This window comes from Curtobacterium sp. SL109, from assembly GCF_026672405.1.
GTDB lineage: Bacteria > Actinomycetota > Actinomycetes > Actinomycetales > Microbacteriaceae > Curtobacterium.
On record NZ_JAPPRB010000002.1, the window covers coordinates 2,533,451 to 2,549,201 of the forward strand.

15 protein-coding genes are annotated in these 15,751 nt (G+C 72.0%); 2 read left to right on the forward strand and 13 right to left on the reverse strand.

Translation table 11 applies throughout. The annotated features are described in order from the left end of the window. Nucleotides 1-30: 30 nt before the first annotated feature. Nucleotides 31-519 carry a DUF4396 domain-containing protein gene (locus tag OVA28_RS13570; protein ID WP_268097343.1) on the forward strand — a complete coding sequence of 163 codons (489 nt, stop codon included), beginning with the start codon at nt 31-33 and terminating at the stop codon, nt 517-519. Nucleotides 520-611: 92 nt separating this feature from the next. On the opposite strand, the gene OVA28_RS13575 is transcribed toward OVA28_RS13570, so the two are convergent. Beyond that, nucleotides 612-2,354, reverse strand: coding sequence for an AMP-binding protein (locus OVA28_RS13575; protein ID WP_442780802.1), 1,743 nt, complete (start codon nt 2,352-2,354; stop codon nt 612-614). A 54-nt stretch (nt 2,355-2,408) separates the two neighbouring features. Continuing rightward, a complete protein-coding gene (locus OVA28_RS13580; RefSeq protein WP_268097344.1) occupies nt 2,409-3,038 on the reverse strand; it encodes a hypothetical protein in 630 nt (209 codons plus the stop codon). Nucleotides 3,039-3,773: 735 nt separating this feature from the next. Between OVA28_RS13580 and OVA28_RS13585 the strand changes: the two genes are divergently transcribed. Then, nucleotides 3,774-4,112: a hypothetical protein gene (locus OVA28_RS13585; protein ID WP_268097345.1), complete on the forward strand. Its 339-nt coding sequence runs from the start codon at nt 3,774-3,776 to the stop codon at nt 4,110-4,112. A gap of 87 nt (nt 4,113-4,199) precedes the next feature. Here OVA28_RS13585 and OVA28_RS13590 read toward each other — a convergent pair whose 3' ends face one another. The 11 genes from OVA28_RS13590 to OVA28_RS13640 all read right to left on the reverse strand — a co-directional run bounded on the left by OVA28_RS13590 (nt 4,200) and on the right by OVA28_RS13640 (nt 15,744). Then, nucleotides 4,200-4,799, reverse strand: coding sequence for a hypothetical protein (locus OVA28_RS13590; protein ID WP_268097346.1), 600 nt, complete (start codon nt 4,797-4,799; stop codon nt 4,200-4,202). Further along, nucleotides 4,796-5,851, reverse strand: coding sequence for a BLUF domain-containing protein (locus OVA28_RS13595; protein WP_268097347.1), 1,056 nt, complete (start codon nt 5,849-5,851; stop codon nt 4,796-4,798). The genes OVA28_RS13590 and OVA28_RS13595 overlap by 4 nt, the downstream gene beginning before the upstream one ends. Before the next feature lie 88 nt (nt 5,852-5,939). Continuing rightward, nucleotides 5,940-6,986 (reverse strand): zinc-binding dehydrogenase, encoded by a 1,047-nt coding sequence (locus OVA28_RS13600; protein WP_268097348.1) that lies wholly within the window; start codon nt 6,984-6,986, stop codon nt 5,940-5,942. 14 nt (nt 6,987-7,000) lie between these two features. Continuing rightward, a complete protein-coding gene (locus OVA28_RS13605) occupies nt 7,001-7,975 on the reverse strand; it encodes a ketopantoate reductase family protein (protein WP_268097349.1) in 975 nt (324 codons plus the stop codon). Nucleotides 7,976-8,014: 39 nt separating this feature from the next. Beyond that, nucleotides 8,015-9,718: a DUF885 domain-containing protein gene (locus tag OVA28_RS13610; RefSeq protein ID WP_268097350.1), complete on the reverse strand. Its 1,704-nt coding sequence runs from the start codon at nt 9,716-9,718 to the stop codon at nt 8,015-8,017. Nucleotides 9,719-9,814: 96 nt separating this feature from the next. Further along, nucleotides 9,815-10,594, reverse strand: coding sequence for an SDR family NAD(P)-dependent oxidoreductase (locus OVA28_RS13615; protein ID WP_268097351.1), 780 nt, complete (start codon nt 10,592-10,594; stop codon nt 9,815-9,817). After that, on the reverse strand, nt 10,591-11,535 hold the full coding sequence (locus OVA28_RS13620) for a MurR/RpiR family transcriptional regulator (RefSeq protein ID WP_268097352.1): 945 nt from the start codon (nt 11,533-11,535) through the stop codon (nt 10,591-10,593). Before OVA28_RS13620 ends, OVA28_RS13615 begins: the two co-directional genes overlap by 4 nt. Before the next feature lie 105 nt (nt 11,536-11,640). Next, nucleotides 11,641-12,591: an isoaspartyl peptidase/L-asparaginase family protein gene (locus OVA28_RS13625; RefSeq protein WP_194660522.1), complete on the reverse strand. Its 951-nt coding sequence runs from the start codon at nt 12,589-12,591 to the stop codon at nt 11,641-11,643. Further along, nucleotides 12,591-13,424 (reverse strand): M55 family metallopeptidase, encoded by an 834-nt coding sequence (locus OVA28_RS13630; RefSeq protein WP_268097353.1) that lies wholly within the window; start codon nt 13,422-13,424, stop codon nt 12,591-12,593. The genes OVA28_RS13625 and OVA28_RS13630 overlap by 1 nt, the downstream gene beginning before the upstream one ends. Next, complete coding sequence (locus OVA28_RS13635; protein ID WP_268097354.1) at nt 13,421-14,716, reverse strand: oligopeptide/dipeptide ABC transporter ATP-binding protein; 1,296 nt, start codon at nt 14,714-14,716, stop codon at nt 13,421-13,423. The genes OVA28_RS13630 and OVA28_RS13635 overlap by 4 nt, the downstream gene beginning before the upstream one ends. Before the next feature lie 14 nt (nt 14,717-14,730). Beyond that, nucleotides 14,731-15,744, reverse strand: a complete 1,014-nt coding sequence (locus tag OVA28_RS13640; protein ID WP_268097355.1) for an ABC transporter ATP-binding protein — start codon at nt 15,742-15,744, stop codon at nt 14,731-14,733. Nucleotides 15,745-15,751: the final 7 nt, after the last annotated feature.

Genomic DNA, 15,751 nt, shown 5'->3' on the forward strand with positions numbered 1-15,751 from the left:
TCGAGATCGGAACGGGACCGGAGGACCGGGATGGACGCACACGAGCACCACGACATGGCCGACCACGGCACGAGCGCGCACGGTTCGACGACGTGGGCGATGGCGGCGCAGGCGACGCTGCACTGCCTGACCGGCTGCGCGATCGGTGAGGTCCTCGGCATGGTGATCGGGACCGCTGCGGGCCTGCACAACGCCGGCACGGTCGTCCTGTCGATCGTCCTGGCCTTCGTGTTCGGCTACGCCCTGACCATGCGCGGCGTCATCCGATCCGGGCTGACCGTCGCTGCGGCATTCAAGGTGGCCCTGGCCGCGGACACCGTGTCCATCGCGGTGATGGAGCTCATCGACAACTCGGTGATCGCGGCCATGCCGGGCGCTCTGGACGCCCAGCTGAGCGACTGGCTGTTCTGGGGCTCGCTGGCGGTCTCACTCGTCCTCGCGTTCATCGTCACGACGCCGGTGAACCGGTGGATGATCAGCCGGGGACTCGGGCACGCCGTCGTGCACGGGCACCACTGACCGGACATCGGGCGGGGCTCGAGGGGAGGCTTGAAACGAGCCTTCCCGACGAGCGACCTGACATAATATGCATTATCGGCGCGCGCCTCGGGCTACGGACGGGATGCGCGGAGCTCCGGGAACTGCTCGTCTCGCCATTCGCCGTCGATGCCCGCGCCACCTGCGGCCGCGGCACGCTCCTCGCGCTCACGCAGCTCCACCCGACGGATCTTGCCCGAGATCGTCTTCGGCAGCTCCGCGAACTGGACCCTTCGCACGCGCGCGTAGGCCGGCAGTGCGGTCCGAGCGTGCTCGAGCACCTGCTTCGCAGTCTCGGCCGTCGGCTCCCACCCGGCGGCCAGGGTCACGTACGCCTTCACGATGTTGAGTCGAGCGTCGTCGGGAGCCGGCACGACGGCACTCTCCGCCACGGCGGGGTGTTGCAGCAGGACGCTCTCGACCTCGAACGGCGAGACCTTGTAGTCGGAGGACTTGAACACGTCGTCGGTCCGGCCGATGAAGGTCAGTTCGTCGTTCGCGTCCCGGGAGGCGATGTCGCCCGTGTGGAAGAACCCGTCGCGCATCGATGCTGCCGTCCGATCGGGGTCGCCGAGGTACTCCGCCATCAGGCTGACCGGCCGTTCGCGGAGGTCCAGGCAGACCTCCCCCTCGTCGCCCGGCTGCCCGGTCACCGGGTCCAGCAACGTCACGGTGACCCCGGGCAGTGGGCGCCCCATCGCGCCCGGCGTGACGTCGGCGCCCGGAGCGTTGCCGATGATCGCCGTCGTCTCGGTCTGGCCGTAGCCGTCACGGATGGTCAAGCCCCAGGCCTCGGCGACCCGGTCGATCACCTCGGGGTTCAGTGGTTCCCCGGCCGACACGATCTCCCGCAGCGCCCGGGGACGCTCCCCCAGATCGGACTGCAGCATCATCCGCCACGCGGTCGGCGGCGCGCAGAACGTGCTCACCTCGGCCGCGTCCATCTGGGCCAGGAGCGCAGCGGGGTCGAAGCGCGGGGTGTTGTGGATGAACACCGTGGCCTCGGCGATCCACGGCGCGAAGAAGCAGCTCCAGGCGTGTTTCCCCCAGCCGGGAGAGCTGATCGCCAGGTGCACGTCCCCGGGCCGCAGACCGAGCCAGTGCATCGTGCTGAGGTGCCCGACGGGGTAGGACGTCTGCGTGTGCACCACCATCTTCGGCTTCGACGTCGTCCCGGACGTGAAGTAGACGAGACAGGGGTCGGACGTACGGGTGACCACGACGGGTCGCGACTCCCCCGCGGGTGCGCGCTCACCGAGGTCCGACGGGTACTCCGTCCAGCCGTCCGCCGCACCACCGATGACGATGCGCGAGAAGGCCCCACGGACACCGTCGTACTTCGCCGTCTCGCCGTGGTTCGTGACGACGTGCGCCACGGCTCCGCGGTCGACGCGGTCCTGCAGGTCGGAGGTGTCGAGCATCGTCGACGTCGGCAGGATCACGGCACCGAGCTTGATCACCGCCAGCATCGTCTCCCAGAGCTCGAGCTGGTTGCCGAGCATCACCAGGACGTGGTCCCCCTTCCGCACGCCGTGTTCATACAGGCGCGCGGCCAAGCGGTCGGACCTGGCTGCCATCTCCGCGTAGCTGAGCCGTTGCTCCGTGCCGGCCGCATCGACGATCCAGAGCGCGGTGCGGTCGTTGTCGGCGGCGACGACGTCGAACCAGTCGTTCGCCCAGTTGAAGGTGTCCCCGAGGTCGGGCCACCGGAAGTCGGCGCGCGCGGTCTCGGAGGACTCCGCGGCGAGCAGCTGGTCACGGGCAGCGCGGTACGCAGCGGTCGGGGTCAGTGGTGGCACCGTCCGATCATGCCGCATCCGTCCGGGTCCGGTGCCGTCCCGAAGGCCGATGGGTGACCGGGCGGCCGACACCTAGCTGGGTGGAGCGACGATCGCGGTCAGCCCACTCCAGTCCGATTCGTAGTCGGCGTCGATCAGCGCGCGGCTCTCGGCATAGAACTCCGCGACTCGGATCGTCATGGCCGGCGCCGGGTCGGCGGCCAGCAGCGTCAGTGCTCGCGTAGCAACGGCGTCGGTAGGCCCTCCCGACCGGTGATGCACACTGCCGCTCTGCCGATCAGCCAGAACCATGCTGTGCACGAGGGCTTCGCGCACCACCCCGAGGGTCAGATGCAGTCCGATGACGTTCGCGCCACGGCCGAAGCGTGTCGCCGCGAGGGCGAGGTCGAACCGCACGGCGTTGTCGACGGGCGGGCGTGGAAGCACGAGCGTCGCGCCGCGCACGGCAAGGTCGCAGCGGCGGCCGTCGCGGAGGACTGCGCGGACACGCTGCACACCGTCATCGAGGGTGCTCTGCCACGCCCAGAGCTCCGCCGCGAGGAGCGTTCGCGCACCAACGTCTGTGGAGAGGTCGACCTCCGCATCGAGGTCGCTCCACCGATCAAGTTCCAAGGGTGTGAGGACGGAACCATACGGCCGCACCGCACACACTGCCGGGCTCGCATCACCGAGCTGATCGAGAAGCGCCTGCTGCCACTGCATCCCCGCACACTACGAGAACACCGTCCCGACGGCCGATCTCGAGTTCAGCTGGTCGTTGCGGTTTCAGAGCTTGCAGGACTCGACCTCGTCGAGAAGATCGCGGACATCTCACACGACGTCATCTCCCGGCTCCTCACTCCTTCCCACTGACAGCGAACGCCGGCCGGGGCAACCCCCATTGGACCGTCTCGATGGACGGTCGGCTGACGGTGCAAGCTAGTGCGGTGACTTCCAGTACGACGATCCCGGCCCCACTCGCCGTGCGAGCTCTGGTCTCCGGCCTCCTCGGAGTCGTGGGGGCGGCCGCCGTGTTCGCCGCGAGCTACCAACCACATCGACCACTGCAAAGCGTCCTTGCCAGCGTCGTGGCTGCTGTTGCGGTTGTGGGTTCGGCTCGGGCAGTGCGCGCGGCGTACGTACTGACTCCCGACGCGCTCATCCTTCGAGACGTGTTGACCACACGCAGGATCGCGAAGAGCGACATCGTCGGTTTCCCTGCAGCCGCGGTGATTGAACGGCGAGACTCTTGGGGAAGTACACAGCGCGAGGTCTTCCTGCTGTTCCGTGAGGACCGAGCCTTCGGGGCAGACGACCGGGCCCTCGCCCTGACCAGCCTCCGACACTGGTTGCGCCCTGGAGCAGGAGCCATCGCCAACTGAGGCCGTCCGGTCGCCGATCCGTCATCGGCTCGCTGGGAACGGCCGCTGCAGAATGCGCCAGTGGTACAAGCGACACATGGGCTACTCCGTCATCCACGTCTCCGACGTACCGCCGTCCGCTGCGGGCCATCCCGCTTCCAGCCCGTGGGACCGGCGCCTGAACGCGGCGCTCGGCGTCGAGGCCTTCGGGCTGTACCACGTCGATCTCCCGGCCGGTGCCGAGACTGTGCCGCATGATCACCGCACCGACGGCGTCGAGGATGCGTACGTCCTCGTCCGCGGCTCCGGGTGGCTCGTCGTCGACGGGACAGCGGTCGAACTCGTCCCCGGCTCCGCGGCCGCGGTCACACCGGAAGCCACCCGGTCGATCCGAGCCGCGGGCGACGGCTGCGCGTTCATCGCGGTCTGCGCCTGACCGGGAAACCGCGCTCGGGAGCGGATGGGTCAGCAGGACAGGTGCTTCGATCCCAGGCTGCGGCAGGGCTCACTCCGCGGGGGGCGCCTACTCGTCGCTCCAGCCACTCCGCATGCGAGCGACCGCACGGTCCCAGGTCCCGAGCAGGTCGGGTTCGACCGTGAGCAGGTACTGCAGCTGCAGCCCGTCGTACAGCGCGACGAGCTGCTTGGCCGCGTGCCGAGGAGCCATCGACCGCGGCTCACGCCCGGTGACCATGTCACGCGTCAGGAACAGCGTCGTGTCCTGCAGCAGCTGCGCGTACTGCTCCCGGTACCAGCCGGCGTCGGTGTCCGGTGCGCTGCAGGCCGTGCTCATCAGGTGGATCCGCGCGCGCATCATCGCCGGGTCGAGCTGCCCGAGCCGGAGCAGGTGCCGGAGGTACGGCACGGCGCCCTTCGTCTCGGCGATCACACGTGACTGGCGTCGACCGGCTTCGATCCAGTGCGACGCCGCTGCGACGACGAGCGCGTCCCACGTGGGGAAGAGCTTCTTGACCATCCACACCTCGACGTTCGCCGCACGCGCGACGACGAAGTAGTCGATGGTGTCGAAGCCGTCCCGCCGCGCGGCCTGGACGGCGCCGGCGATGACACGCCCACGTTCCGCCTGCTCCCCCGCCAGGGCGGTCGACCCGCTGTCGCTCATGGGCGTACGCCCGCGATCAGCTGTCGGAAGGGGTCGTGCTGCTCGTACGGCTCGGACCAGCCGCGTCGGGTTCGTGCGGTGGCGCGGTCGAACGCGTCGACCATGTCGAGTCCCGGTTCGAGGAGCGCCTGGACACGGAGGCCGTCGAACAGGGCCAGGAGCTGCTGCGCCCCGCGCTCGGCGTCCATCGTCGCCGGCTCCCGACCGGCTCGCACGTCGTCCTCGAGCGCGTCGCGGATGACGGCCTTGAAGCCCGAGTACATCGCCCGGAAGTACTCCCCGCCGGGCTGGGTCGAGCTGGTGCTCGTGCTGAGCGTGCTCGCGACGAGCCGCATCAGGGCCGGCTGTTCCGCGTGCGCCCGGACGAGGGCCAGGAGGTAGGCGACGGCGCCGAGTTCCGCGGCGATCGGCAGCAGCGGGCCGGACAGGGCTCCCGCCCACCGTTCGATCATGGCGCGCACGAGGTCGGGGCGGGTCGGGAACAGCACGACGAGTTCGTCGAGGCTGATGCTGGCGACGTCGGCGACGAGCTCCAGGGAGCAGTCCTCGATGCCGGTCTCGTGCAGCACCTCGATGGCGACGTTCACGACGCGCACCGGCTCGGAGGTGCTGTCGGTGTGGTGCTGGGCGGACAGGGGTGCTCTCGGGTGCGCTCGGAACCAGGTCAGCAACGCTTCCCCGCGACGAGCCAGGAGCACCGGGTCGGCGTCGAGCGGTGCGGTGAGCAGATCGGCCACGTCCTCGTCGCCGTGCAGGAGCGGGTCGGCCTGCTGGTACGCCGCCGCCCACTCGGGGAAGACCCGGCGTCGGGAGGTCTCCGAGGACAGCACGCGGACGGCGCCGTACCGTGGGTCCGCCTGCAGCTGCGCCAGACGGTCGGACACGTCGTCGTCATCGCCCTCGACCACGCCGACGGCTCGGTCCTGGTGCCGGGTCAGGACCCCGGTGACGTCGACCGCGGCGTTGCCTTCCCGCAGTGCGGCGAGGAGCACCGCGAACGCTCCGTCCGTCCACGGCGTCGACGGCACCATCGCGAAGACGACTGCCCGCATCTGGATCCCCTGATCAGTCGGTGAACGAGTCCTCCACACCGTTGCACCTCCCCCGCCCGGGCGGAAATCGCGAACTGGGGGTTGACCGTCAGCCCGCGAGCATCGCCTTGATGCTGCGTCGTTCGTCCATCGCACGGTAGCCCTCGGCGACGTCCGCGAGCGGCAGCGTCAGGTCGAACACCGATCCGGCGTCGTACGTCCCGGCCATCGTGCGCGCGACGAGGTCGGGCAGGTACCGGCGCACCGGGGCGAGGCCGAAGCGCAGGGTCAGGTGCTGCACGAACGGCTGGAAGATCCCGAGCTGCGGACTGGTGTGCGGGACACCGACTGCGCCGATCGTGCCGCCGACCCGGGCCATGCCGATCGCCGTCGCCCAGGACTCCGGTGTCCCGACGGCCTCGACGACGTGGCGGACCCCGAGGCCCCCGGTCATCTCGCGGACGGCGGCGACGGCGTCGTCCCCGCGGACGCTGACGACGTCGGTGGCGCCGTACGCCCGACCGATGGCCGCGCGGTCCTCGTGGCTGCTCATCAGGATGACCCGCTCGGCGCCGAGGACGGACCGGGCGCCGAGCACCGCGGCGAGCCCGACGGCGCCGTCACCGATGACCGCGACGGTCGAGCCCTCGGAGACGTCGGCGAGGACGGCGCCGTGCAGGCCGGTGCCCGCGACGTCGCTCAGCGCGAGCAGGGACGGGAGCAGGTGCTCGTCGACTCCGGCGAGGCCGCCGGGCACGACGACGAGCGTGCCGTCGGCCAGGGGCACCCGGACGGCCTCGCCCTGTCCCCCGTCGGCACCGGGCGCGCCGAACGTCCCGCCGTGTTCGCACCGCGTGTTGATGCCGTCCAGGCAGGCCGGGCAGGTGCCGTCGGACCACTGGAACGGGGCGACGACGAGGTCCCCCACCGCGACGGTGTGGACGTCCTGGCCGACCTCCTCGACGACGCCGATGAACTCGTGGCCGAGGCGCGACCCGGGCTCGCGTTGGGTCACCCCGCGCCACGACCAGAGGTCGGACCCGCAGACGCAGGACCGGACGACGCGGACGACCGCGTCGGTGGGCTCGTGCAGGGCGGCGTCGGGGACGTCATCGACGGTGACGTGGCCGGCGGCCTGGTAGAGGGCTGCGCGCATGGGATGGCTCCGGTTCAGACGTGGGTGGGGAGGTCGTGGACGAAGGCGGCGAGCTCGTCGAGGTTCGCGCGCTCGCACGTGCGTCGGCCCTCCTCGACGTCGTGGACCATGGCGACGATCCGGTCGAACACGGGGCCCTGGATGTCCTTGTGCACCTCGTCGACCTCGGTCTTGCGCTTGCGCACCATGAGGTCGCGCCAGATCCCGGACCGGGCCTTCGCGCTGCGGCGGTTGAACGTGGCGAGGCGGTCGAGGGAGCCGGGCAGGTCGTCGGGCACGAAGCCGTCGAAGGACTCGACCTGGACGGGTGCCTGGTCGATGGCCTCCTGCGCGACGGCGATCATCAGCTCGCGGTACTCCGGCAGCGAGAGCGAGTCGGCGATCGTCAGGTCCGAGACGGCACCGGCCCAGAGCATCGCGCCGTAGGCCTCCTTGCCCCACAGGTACCCGAGGACGTTCTCCGTCGGCAGCGCGTACGGCATCGCGTCCGCGAGCAGACCGACGCGTGGGGTGATCGCTCCCCCGGCGAGCTCGCCGATCCGGAACGCGGCGATGTTGCCCTGCAGGATCCGCCCCGGCTCGAGGTAGTCCGCGCCGACGTTGATGAAGCTCGACACCACGCGCTCGGCGCCGACGACCGCGGACAGGGTGTCGGCGGTCAGCCCGTTCTGGGTGGTGAGCACGTACCCGTCCGGGGCGAGCACCTCGGCGAGCACCCGGGCCGCGGACGCGGTGTGCAGGCTCTTCACCGCGACGACCGCTGCGCCGACCCCGCCGGCACCGACACGCGACGGCAGCTCCTCCGGGGTGACGGCGTCCACGCGGACCGTGAAGTCCTCGACGGGCCCCTCGATGTGCAGCCCGTGGGCGTTGATCGCGGCGACGTGGTCGGCGTCCGCGTCGCACAGCAGCACGCCGTGCCCGGCACGGGCCATGTGTGCGCCGATGGTGCCGCCGATCGCGCCGGCGCCGATGATCGTGATGTCCACGGGGGTCCTCCAGGGTCGTACGGACGGGGGTGGTGCGGATCAGACGGCGGCGGTGGCCTGCTGCTGCCAGCGGGTCACGGCGTCGGCGAGGACGGTCAGCGGGACCGCGCCGTTGCCGAGCACGGTCGCGTGGAAGTCGCGGATCGAGAACGCGTCACCGAGGGCCTCGCGCGCGCCGGTGCGGAGCCGGAGGATCTCGCGTCGGCCGATCATGTACGCCAGCGCCTGTCCGGGCCAGGCGATGTAGCGGTCGACCTCGCTCCGGACGTGCTCGTCCGTGGTCGCGGTGTTGTCGAGCATGAACTGCACGGCACGCTCCCGCGACCAGCCGAAGGCGTGCATGCCGGTGTCGACCACGAGTCGGCAGGCGCGGACGGCCCGCATCGAGAGCATCCCGAGCCGCGAGAGGTCGTCGGAGTACAGGCCGGCGTCGTCCGCGAACTGCTCGGAGTACAGCCCCCAGCCCTCGTTGAAGCTGCAGGCCTCGACGTCGAGGTGTCGCCGGTACCGCGGGATGTCGAGCCGCTGGGCCATCGCGAGCTGCATGTGGTGGCCGGGGACCGACTCGTGGAAGGTCAGGGCCTCGTACTCGTAGCGGTAGTGCGTCTCGGGCGCGCTGGCGTTGATGCAGAAGGTCCCGGGACGGCTGCCGTCGACGGCGGGCGGGCGGTAGAACCCGAGCGCACTCGAGGCGGCGTCGACCTCGTTGATCGGTTCGATGGCGCAGTCGGTGATGTCGTCCGCGGGGAAGTACCGGTCGCGCACGGCCTCGGCACGGGCGAGGGCGTCGTGTGCGACCGCCATGATCTCCTCGCTCGAGGTGAACCGGAGCGCCGGGTCGTCGCGGAGTCGCGTCGCGATGGCGGTGAAGTCGCGCAGCCCGAACAGCCGGTCCCCGATCTCGGCGGCCTCGGCGCGGATGCCCTCGAGCTCCTCGAGCCCGATCCGGTGCACCTCGTCCGGGGTCAGGTCGGTCGTGGTGTGCCGGGCGACCGCGGCGACGTAGCCCTCGGTCCCGCCGGGCACCTCGCTGATGCCGACGTGCTCGTCGTCACGGGCCACCGGCAGCAGTGCGCGGAGCCGATCGGCCAGTGCGGCCATCCCGGGGCGCACGGACTGCGCGACGAGCTCCTCCGACTGCGCGGCCAGCGACGCCGCCTCCGCCACCGTCGCCGTGCGGGCGGGCTCGAGCAACGGGTCCTCCGCGAGCGGCAGCCCCAGGTACCCCTCGAGCTGCTCCACGGCGTGCAGGACACCCATCCGCGTCGGGACACGGCCGGCGGCGGCCTCGTCGGCGTACCGCTCCCCCAGCGCGACGAACATCGCGCCGAGCCCGGCGAGCCGGGACGTGTACCGGGCGGCCGCAGCTCGGTTCGGGACCGTCATCGCGGGCACGGCCTGGAACACGAGGCCCTGCCGGCTGACGTAGCCCTTCGCCGACGCGTTCGCTGCCCAGAGCGCGTGCCGGGCGTCCGCCGCCGCACCCCGGGCAAGCGCGACGAGCACGTCCCGGTCGGTGCGGCCGGCGTCGTCGAGGTCGTCCGTCGGCAGCGCCGCGGCCTCCTCCGCCACGGCGTCGAGCAGGTCGGCTGCGCGGTCGCTGGCTGCCCGCGACGGGTCCCCCGGCAGGTGGTCGAACTCCGTGATCCCGAGCAGGGTCGCGTTGTACGGGTCGTACGTGTGCTGCGCGACGAAGTACCGCTCGCCCAGGGCGTGCAGTCGGGTGGCGGTGTCGGTGGTCAAGGGTCCTCCAGAGGACAGGAACAGGACGAACAGGAACAGGACGAACAGGAACCGGACGAACAGGGACAGGACGGACTGGAGGCTCGCGGAGCCGACTCAGAAGAGCGAGTGGCCGCCGTCGACGGAGAGCGTCTGCCCGCTCACCCAGCCGGCGTCCGGGGCGACGAAGAAGGACACGGCACGCGCGATGTCCTCGGGCGTGCCGGTCCGGCGCACCGCGATCCGCTCGACCAGGGCGCGCTGGCCCTCGGGCCCGTAGGAGTCCCACTGCGCCTGCGTCGTCGGGTTCGACAGCACGAAGCCGGGGGCGATGCAGTTCGCGGTGATGCCGTACTGGCCGAGCTCGTGCGCCATCTGCCGGGTGAAGCCGATCTGCGCCGCCTTGGCCGCGGTGTACGCCTGGATGCCGGTCAGGCTGACGCTGCGCCCGGCACCGGAGGCGATCATCACGATCCGGCCCCACCCGCGCGGCTTCATGCTCCGGACGGCGGCGCGGGTGCAGTTCCGCGTGGTCGTGAGGTTGGCGTACAGGACGGCGTCCCAGGCCTCGTCGGAGAGCTCCTCGATCGGGGTGTGCGTCTGCCCGACCACGCCTCCGGCCACGTTCACCAGGACGTCGACGGGACCGAGCCCGGCGAACCAGGCATCGGTCGCCGCGGTGTCACTGAGGTCGACGTCGTCCCGGTCCACCCGGTGCACGACGGCACCGTCGGCGGCGAGTCGGTCCGCGATGCCGGACCCGATGCCCTGGGCCGCACCCGTGACCACCGCGACCCGACCTGCGAGCGTCTCCCCGGGCCTCCCGGCCGGAGCAGCCGACGCGGCCGGAGCAGCGGACCCAGCCGACGCGGCCGACCCGTCGACACCCGCGCTCACAGCCCGCCCCCGGTCCCCGGCAGGGCGAGCGCCTCGACGTTGCCGGCCCCGACCTCGCGGGGTCCGGTGTCGTCTCGGACGTCCTCCTCGGCGTGCGCAGCACGGGAGGCGCGGGTGATCCGCACCGACTCCTCCCACTGTCGCATCCGCTCCAGCCCGCGGGGCCCGGCGGCGCGCAGCACGCCCTCGACCAGGGCCTCGATGAGCACGAGCAGCGGCGTCATGGAGTCGAACGGGATGCCGTCGACGGTGACCGGGAGCACGATGTCGGCGCTCTCGACCACGGGCGACAGCGACGTGTCGGTGATGAGCAGGACGGTGGCGCCCTGGCGCTTCGCCGCGGCCGCCGCCTGCTGCGCGACGAGCTCGTGCCGGCGGAAGTCCATCACGACGACGACCCCGCCCTTGCCGAGCTGCAGGAACCGACCGACGTCGTGGCCGAGCGGCTCGGCGACGAAGTCCACGTTCGGCAGGATCTGGTCGAGCTGCGCCGCGAGCACCATCGCGAAGTAGCGGCTGAAGTAGCCGCCCAGCAGCGCGACCTGCTTCGGACGGTCGGCGAGCACGGCGACGGCCCGGTCGAACTCGCTCGGCGGGACGCTCGTGCCGAGCGACTCGACGAGCGCGACGCGGTCCGCGATGGCACGGCCGAGCGTGCCGCCGTCGCCGAGCGCGATGCCCTCCTGCGAGCGGCGGAGCGGGCTGTTCAGGTGGTCGGCGATCTCGTCGCGGACCCGCGCCTGGAAGTCCGGCCAGCTGCCGAAGCCGAGTCGGCTCGCGAGCCGCAGGACCGTCGGCGTGCTCGTCCCGGCGGTGCGGGCGAGGCTCGCGGCGCTCTCCGTGCCCGCGGTGGGCCAGGCGGCCAGCAGTGCGCGGGCGACCTTGCGCTCCGCCGGGCTCAGCTCGTCCATGCGGGCGAAGACCTCGTCGTTGATGGGCATCCCAGCTCCTCGTCGTCGGTGGTGGTCGTGGTGCTCGTCGTGCTCGTGATCGCGAGCCTGGCAGGTCCGACCGGACGGACGCCCGGACGGGCGCCCGCCCGCGACTCAGGTCCGGAGCACCAGCCCGCTGCCGTCGTCGAACGCCGCGAACATCGTCGGCGAGTTGTGCGCCACGACGACGCGGCCGTCCGCGCCGACCGCGACGAGCCCGCCGCTGGCGTGCTCCTCGGTCAGCTCCTGCTGGATGGTCGCGGCCACGGCGTCGGGCAGCACGCTGCTGCCGTACCGCATCCGCGCGACGATGTCGTAGGACACCACCCCGCGGATGAACGCCTCGCCCTCCCCCGTGCAGGAGATCGCGGCGAACCCGTCGAGCGCGTACGTGCCGGCACCGATGATCGGCGAGTCACCGACGCGGCCGTCCTCCTGGTTCGCCATGCCGCCGGTCGACGTGGCGGCCGCGATGGAACCACTCCGGTCGCGGGCCACGGCTCCGACGGTCCCGTGCCGCGGTGCGACGAGCCGGTCCGCCAGGATGCGGGCGAGCTGCGCCTGCCGGGCCTCGGTGACGAAGTAGTCCTGCTCCGCGGTCGCGAGTCCCCACGACTCGACGAGCGCGCGCGTCGGGTGCACCAGGAGCAGGTGGGCGGACCGTTCCATGACGGCGCGCGCCAGGTGCACGGGGTTGCGGGCATGCCGGGAGGCTGCGATCGCCCCCGCCAGGCCGGTGCGGCCGTCCATCACGGCAGCGTCCAGTTCCACCTCGCCGTCGGTCGTCAGGGCGGCGCCCCGCCCGGCGTTGAAGAGCGGGTCGTCCTCGAGCTGCTCGACGGTCGCGCAGACGGCGTCGAGCGCGGTGCCGTCCTGGTCGAGGACCGCTTCACCGGCCCGGTAGGCGCGGGTCAGGCCCGCCTCGAAGCGCTCGCGCTCCTCGGCGGCGAGCTCCTGGATCCGTCCGCCGGCGCCACCGTGCAGGGCGAGCGACCAGCCGCGGACGGCTGGCACGTCGAACAGGACGGTGTCGCGCGGCGGGGCGATGGACTCCTCGGCGGGCATCAGCGGCCTCCGGCCTGGCGGGTGATGTAGTTCACGGCGACGAAGCGCGTGAACACGGAGAGCAGGTCCTCACCGCTGATCGCGATGGTCCTGGTGGCGATCCGGTCGACGCCGCCGACCCAGGTCGCGACGTCGGCCATGTCGGCCGTGGCGACGTCGAGCTCGAGGGTGGCCGGTCCCGCGATCGCCCGGGGGCGCATCTCGGGGATCCGGTCGACCGCGGTCGTCGCTGCCTCGCGGATGCGACGGCACGACTCGGTCGGGTGCAGGGCGTCGGCGCTGGCACGGGTGATCGAGGTCTTCGTGACGACGTGCTCGGCGTCGGGTGCGAAGGGCTCGGTCTCGTCCCAGGTGACCTCGTCGCCGGTGACGAGGGCGATCGGCACGCCGTGGTGGGAGGTGACGAGGGCGTTGATGCCACTCTCCCCCACCCAGGTGCCGTCGACGCGGGCGCCGGTGAACACCTCGGGGTTGTACGTGTGCGACAGGACCGACGGCGCCCCTGAGATCGAGCCGTGGTACCCGACCAGGAACGCCCCGTCGACCGTGGCGTCGAGGCCCTGCATCATGTACATCGGCTTGTGGCGGCCGGTGATGAACCGCACCTTGTCCGGGTGCACGACGGCACGCGGGTCGAGGTTCGACATCCGGCTGTGCGAGTCGTTGAGCAGCACCTCGGTGGCACCGCCGGCGACGGCGCCCTCGATGGCGGCGTTCACCTCGTCGAGGAGCAGTGCGCACCCCTGGGCGTAGCCGTCGCTGCCCGGGCGGCACTGGTCCCAGTCGACGATGCCGGCGACGCCTTCCATGTCGTACGAGATCCAGATCTTCATGCGGACGGTTCCTCCTGGTGGTGCGCGGCCGAGGCGGCCGGTGCGGCTGGTGCGACCTCGCTGAGGTCGGTCTCGACGACCCGTTCGGGGTCGAGGAGCACGTCGGGACGGGTGAGTGCGGGGTCGTCGGCTTCGATGGCGGGTTCGTGGAGCGGGTCCACGTCGCCGAGCTCCGCCGAGCGGATGCAGGCGGCGACGTGCGGGGCCTGCGGTGCCGTCGCCTGTGCGGCGGTCGTGTCGGCACCGCGAGCCGACGTCGGGACCGACACCGGGCCTCCCGGGCGAGTGCCGAGCACCAGCGGGACCGGCGCGAGTGCGGGGTCCGTGGTGCGGCAGGCATCGACCGCGTACGGGCAGCGCGGGTGGAAGCGGCAGCCCGTCGGGATGTCGAACGGGCTCGGCGGGTCGCCCTGCAGGGCGAGCCGGGCCGTGACGCTCTCGGCACCCATCCGCGGGATCGAGTCGATGAGCGCCCGCGTGTACGGGTGCCGGGGGTTCCGGAACAGCTCGTCGGTGTCGGCGACCTCGACGATCCGACCGAGGTACATCACGGCGACCCGCTGGCTGAGGTGCTGCACGACGGCCAGGTTGTGCGCCACGATCAGGATGCTCAGGCCGAGCTCGCGCTGCAGCCGGGCGAAGAGCTCCAGGATCGTCGCCTGCACGGACACGTCGAGCGCAGACACCGGCTCGTCGGCGATGAGCACGTCGGGTCGGACCGCGATGGCCCGGGCGATCGCGATGCGCTGCCGCTGCCCGCCGGAGAACTGGCTCGGGTAGGCGTCGAGCGCGTCCTCCTCGAGGCCCACGAGGTTGAGGATCCGGATGCTCTCCGCGCGGACCTCGGCCCGGGGCACGATGCGGTGCAGCAGCAGGAGCTCCCGGAGCATCGAACCGACCGAGATCCGCGGGTTCAGGGACGAGTACGGGTCCTGGAACACCATCTGGATCCGGCGCGAGGCGTCCTTGTCGCGGTGGACGGGCACGCGCTCGCCGTCCGCGTCGAGGGTCCCGGTGGTGGCGGTGACGCTGCCGACCAGGATCTTCGCCAGGGTCGACTTGCCGGAGCCGGACTCCCCCACCAGGGCGAGGACCTCGCCGCGGCGGAGCTCCAGGTCGATGCCGTCGAGCGCGGTCAGGGCGGTGGGAGCGGACCGGCGCATCCGGTCGATGACGGTGACGGGCAGCTGGTACCGCTTGGTGACGGCCTCGGCGCGGAGGACGGGGGTGGTGCCCGTGCCGGTGACCGTGCTCGTGCCGGTGCCGGTGCCGGTGCTCGTGCTCGTGTCCATGCTCGTGCTCCTGTTCATGCCAGGACCTCCACGGGTTCGCCGGGGGCGGCGGAGCCGATCTCGTGGGTGCGGATGCAGGCGGCGGTGCGGCCGGGGCCGACGTCCTCCTGCGCGGGCATCGCCGTGGTGCAGGCCTCGATCGCGAACCGGCAGCGCGGGGCGAACGGGCACCCGTCCGGGCGGGCGGCGACGTTCGGCGGGAACCCCGGGATCGGGATCAGGGCGCGGTCGGGGTCGTCGAAGTCCGGCGCGGACTCGAGCAGACCGCGCGTGTACGGGTGCCGGGGGTCGCGGAAGACGTCCTTCACCGGGCCGGCCTCGACGCGGTGGCCGGAGTACATCACGGCGAGCTCGGTGCACGTCTGGTTCACCACGGCGAGGTCGTGGGTGACGAACGCCAGCGCGGTGCCGGTCTCGTCGCAGAGCTCCTCGACGAGCTGGAGCACCTGGTGCTGCACCGTGACGTCGAGCGCGGTCGTGGGCTCGTCGCAGAGCAGCAGCCGCGGGGAGCACGAGAGCGCCATCGCGATCATGATGCGCTGCCGGAGCCCGCCGGAGAGCTCGTGCGGGTACGCCCGGGCGCGACGGGCCGGGTCGGGGATGCCGGTACGGCGCATCATCTCGACGGCCAGCTCCGCGGCGGCCGCGCGGGAGAGCCCGAGGTGCCGGCGCGGCCCCTCGGCGATCTGCTCGCCGACCCGGACGACGGGGTTCAGCGCCGTCATCGGCTCCTGGAACACCATCGCGATCTGCGGGCCCATCAGCTTCCGACGGGCGGCGGCGGACATGCCGCCGAGGTCCTCGCCGCGGTACCGGATCGTGCCGGAGAGCACCTCGACGCCCTTCGGCAGGAGCCCGGCGATCGCGCGGAGCGTCAGGGACTTCCCGGAGCCGGACTCACCGACGATGCCGAAGCGCTCGCCGGGCTGGATCGCGAAGGAGAGGTCCTCGACGATGCGCACGTCGTCGCGGCCACGACGGCGGATGCCGATCGTCAGGGCGTCGACCTCGAGCAGTGGGGCGGTCATGCGCGGT

Excerpts from the sequence above, each read along its gene's own strand:
- OVA28_RS13625 (WP_194660522.1), bottom strand. The coding sequence starts at position 12,591 with ATGCCCGCCGAGGAGTCCATCGCCCCGCCGCGCGACACCGTCCTGTTC.
- OVA28_RS13595 (WP_268097347.1), bottom strand. The coding sequence starts at position 5,851 with ATGCGGGCAGTCGTCTTCGCGATGGTGCCGTCGACGCCGTGGACGGAC.
- OVA28_RS13590 (WP_268097346.1), bottom strand. The coding sequence starts at position 4,799 with ATGAGCGACAGCGGGTCGACCGCCCTGGCGGGGGAGCAGGCGGAACGT.
- OVA28_RS13630 (WP_268097353.1), bottom strand. The coding sequence starts at position 13,424 with ATGAAGATCTGGATCTCGTACGACATGGAAGGCGTCGCCGGCATCGTC.
- OVA28_RS13575 (WP_442780802.1), bottom strand. The coding sequence starts at position 2,354 with ATGCGGCATGATCGGACGGTGCCACCACTGACCCCGACCGCTGCGTAC.
- OVA28_RS13600 (WP_268097348.1), bottom strand. The coding sequence starts at position 6,986 with ATGCGCGCAGCCCTCTACCAGGCCGCCGGCCACGTCACCGTCGATGAC.
- OVA28_RS13570 (WP_268097343.1), top strand. The coding sequence starts at position 31 with ATGGACGCACACGAGCACCACGACATGGCCGACCACGGCACGAGCGCG.
- OVA28_RS13640 (WP_268097355.1), bottom strand. The coding sequence starts at position 15,744 with ATGACCGCCCCACTGCTCGAGGTCGACGCCCTGACGATCGGCATCCGC.
- OVA28_RS13580 (WP_268097344.1), bottom strand. The coding sequence starts at position 3,038 with ATGCAGTGGCAGCAGGCGCTTCTCGATCAGCTCGGTGATGCGAGCCCG.
- OVA28_RS13585 (WP_268097345.1), top strand. The coding sequence starts at position 3,774 with ATGGGCTACTCCGTCATCCACGTCTCCGACGTACCGCCGTCCGCTGCG.
- OVA28_RS13620 (WP_268097352.1), bottom strand. The coding sequence starts at position 11,535 with ATGCCCATCAACGACGAGGTCTTCGCCCGCATGGACGAGCTGAGCCCG.
- OVA28_RS13635 (WP_268097354.1), bottom strand. The coding sequence starts at position 14,716 with ATGGACACGAGCACGAGCACCGGCACCGGCACCGGCACGAGCACGGTC.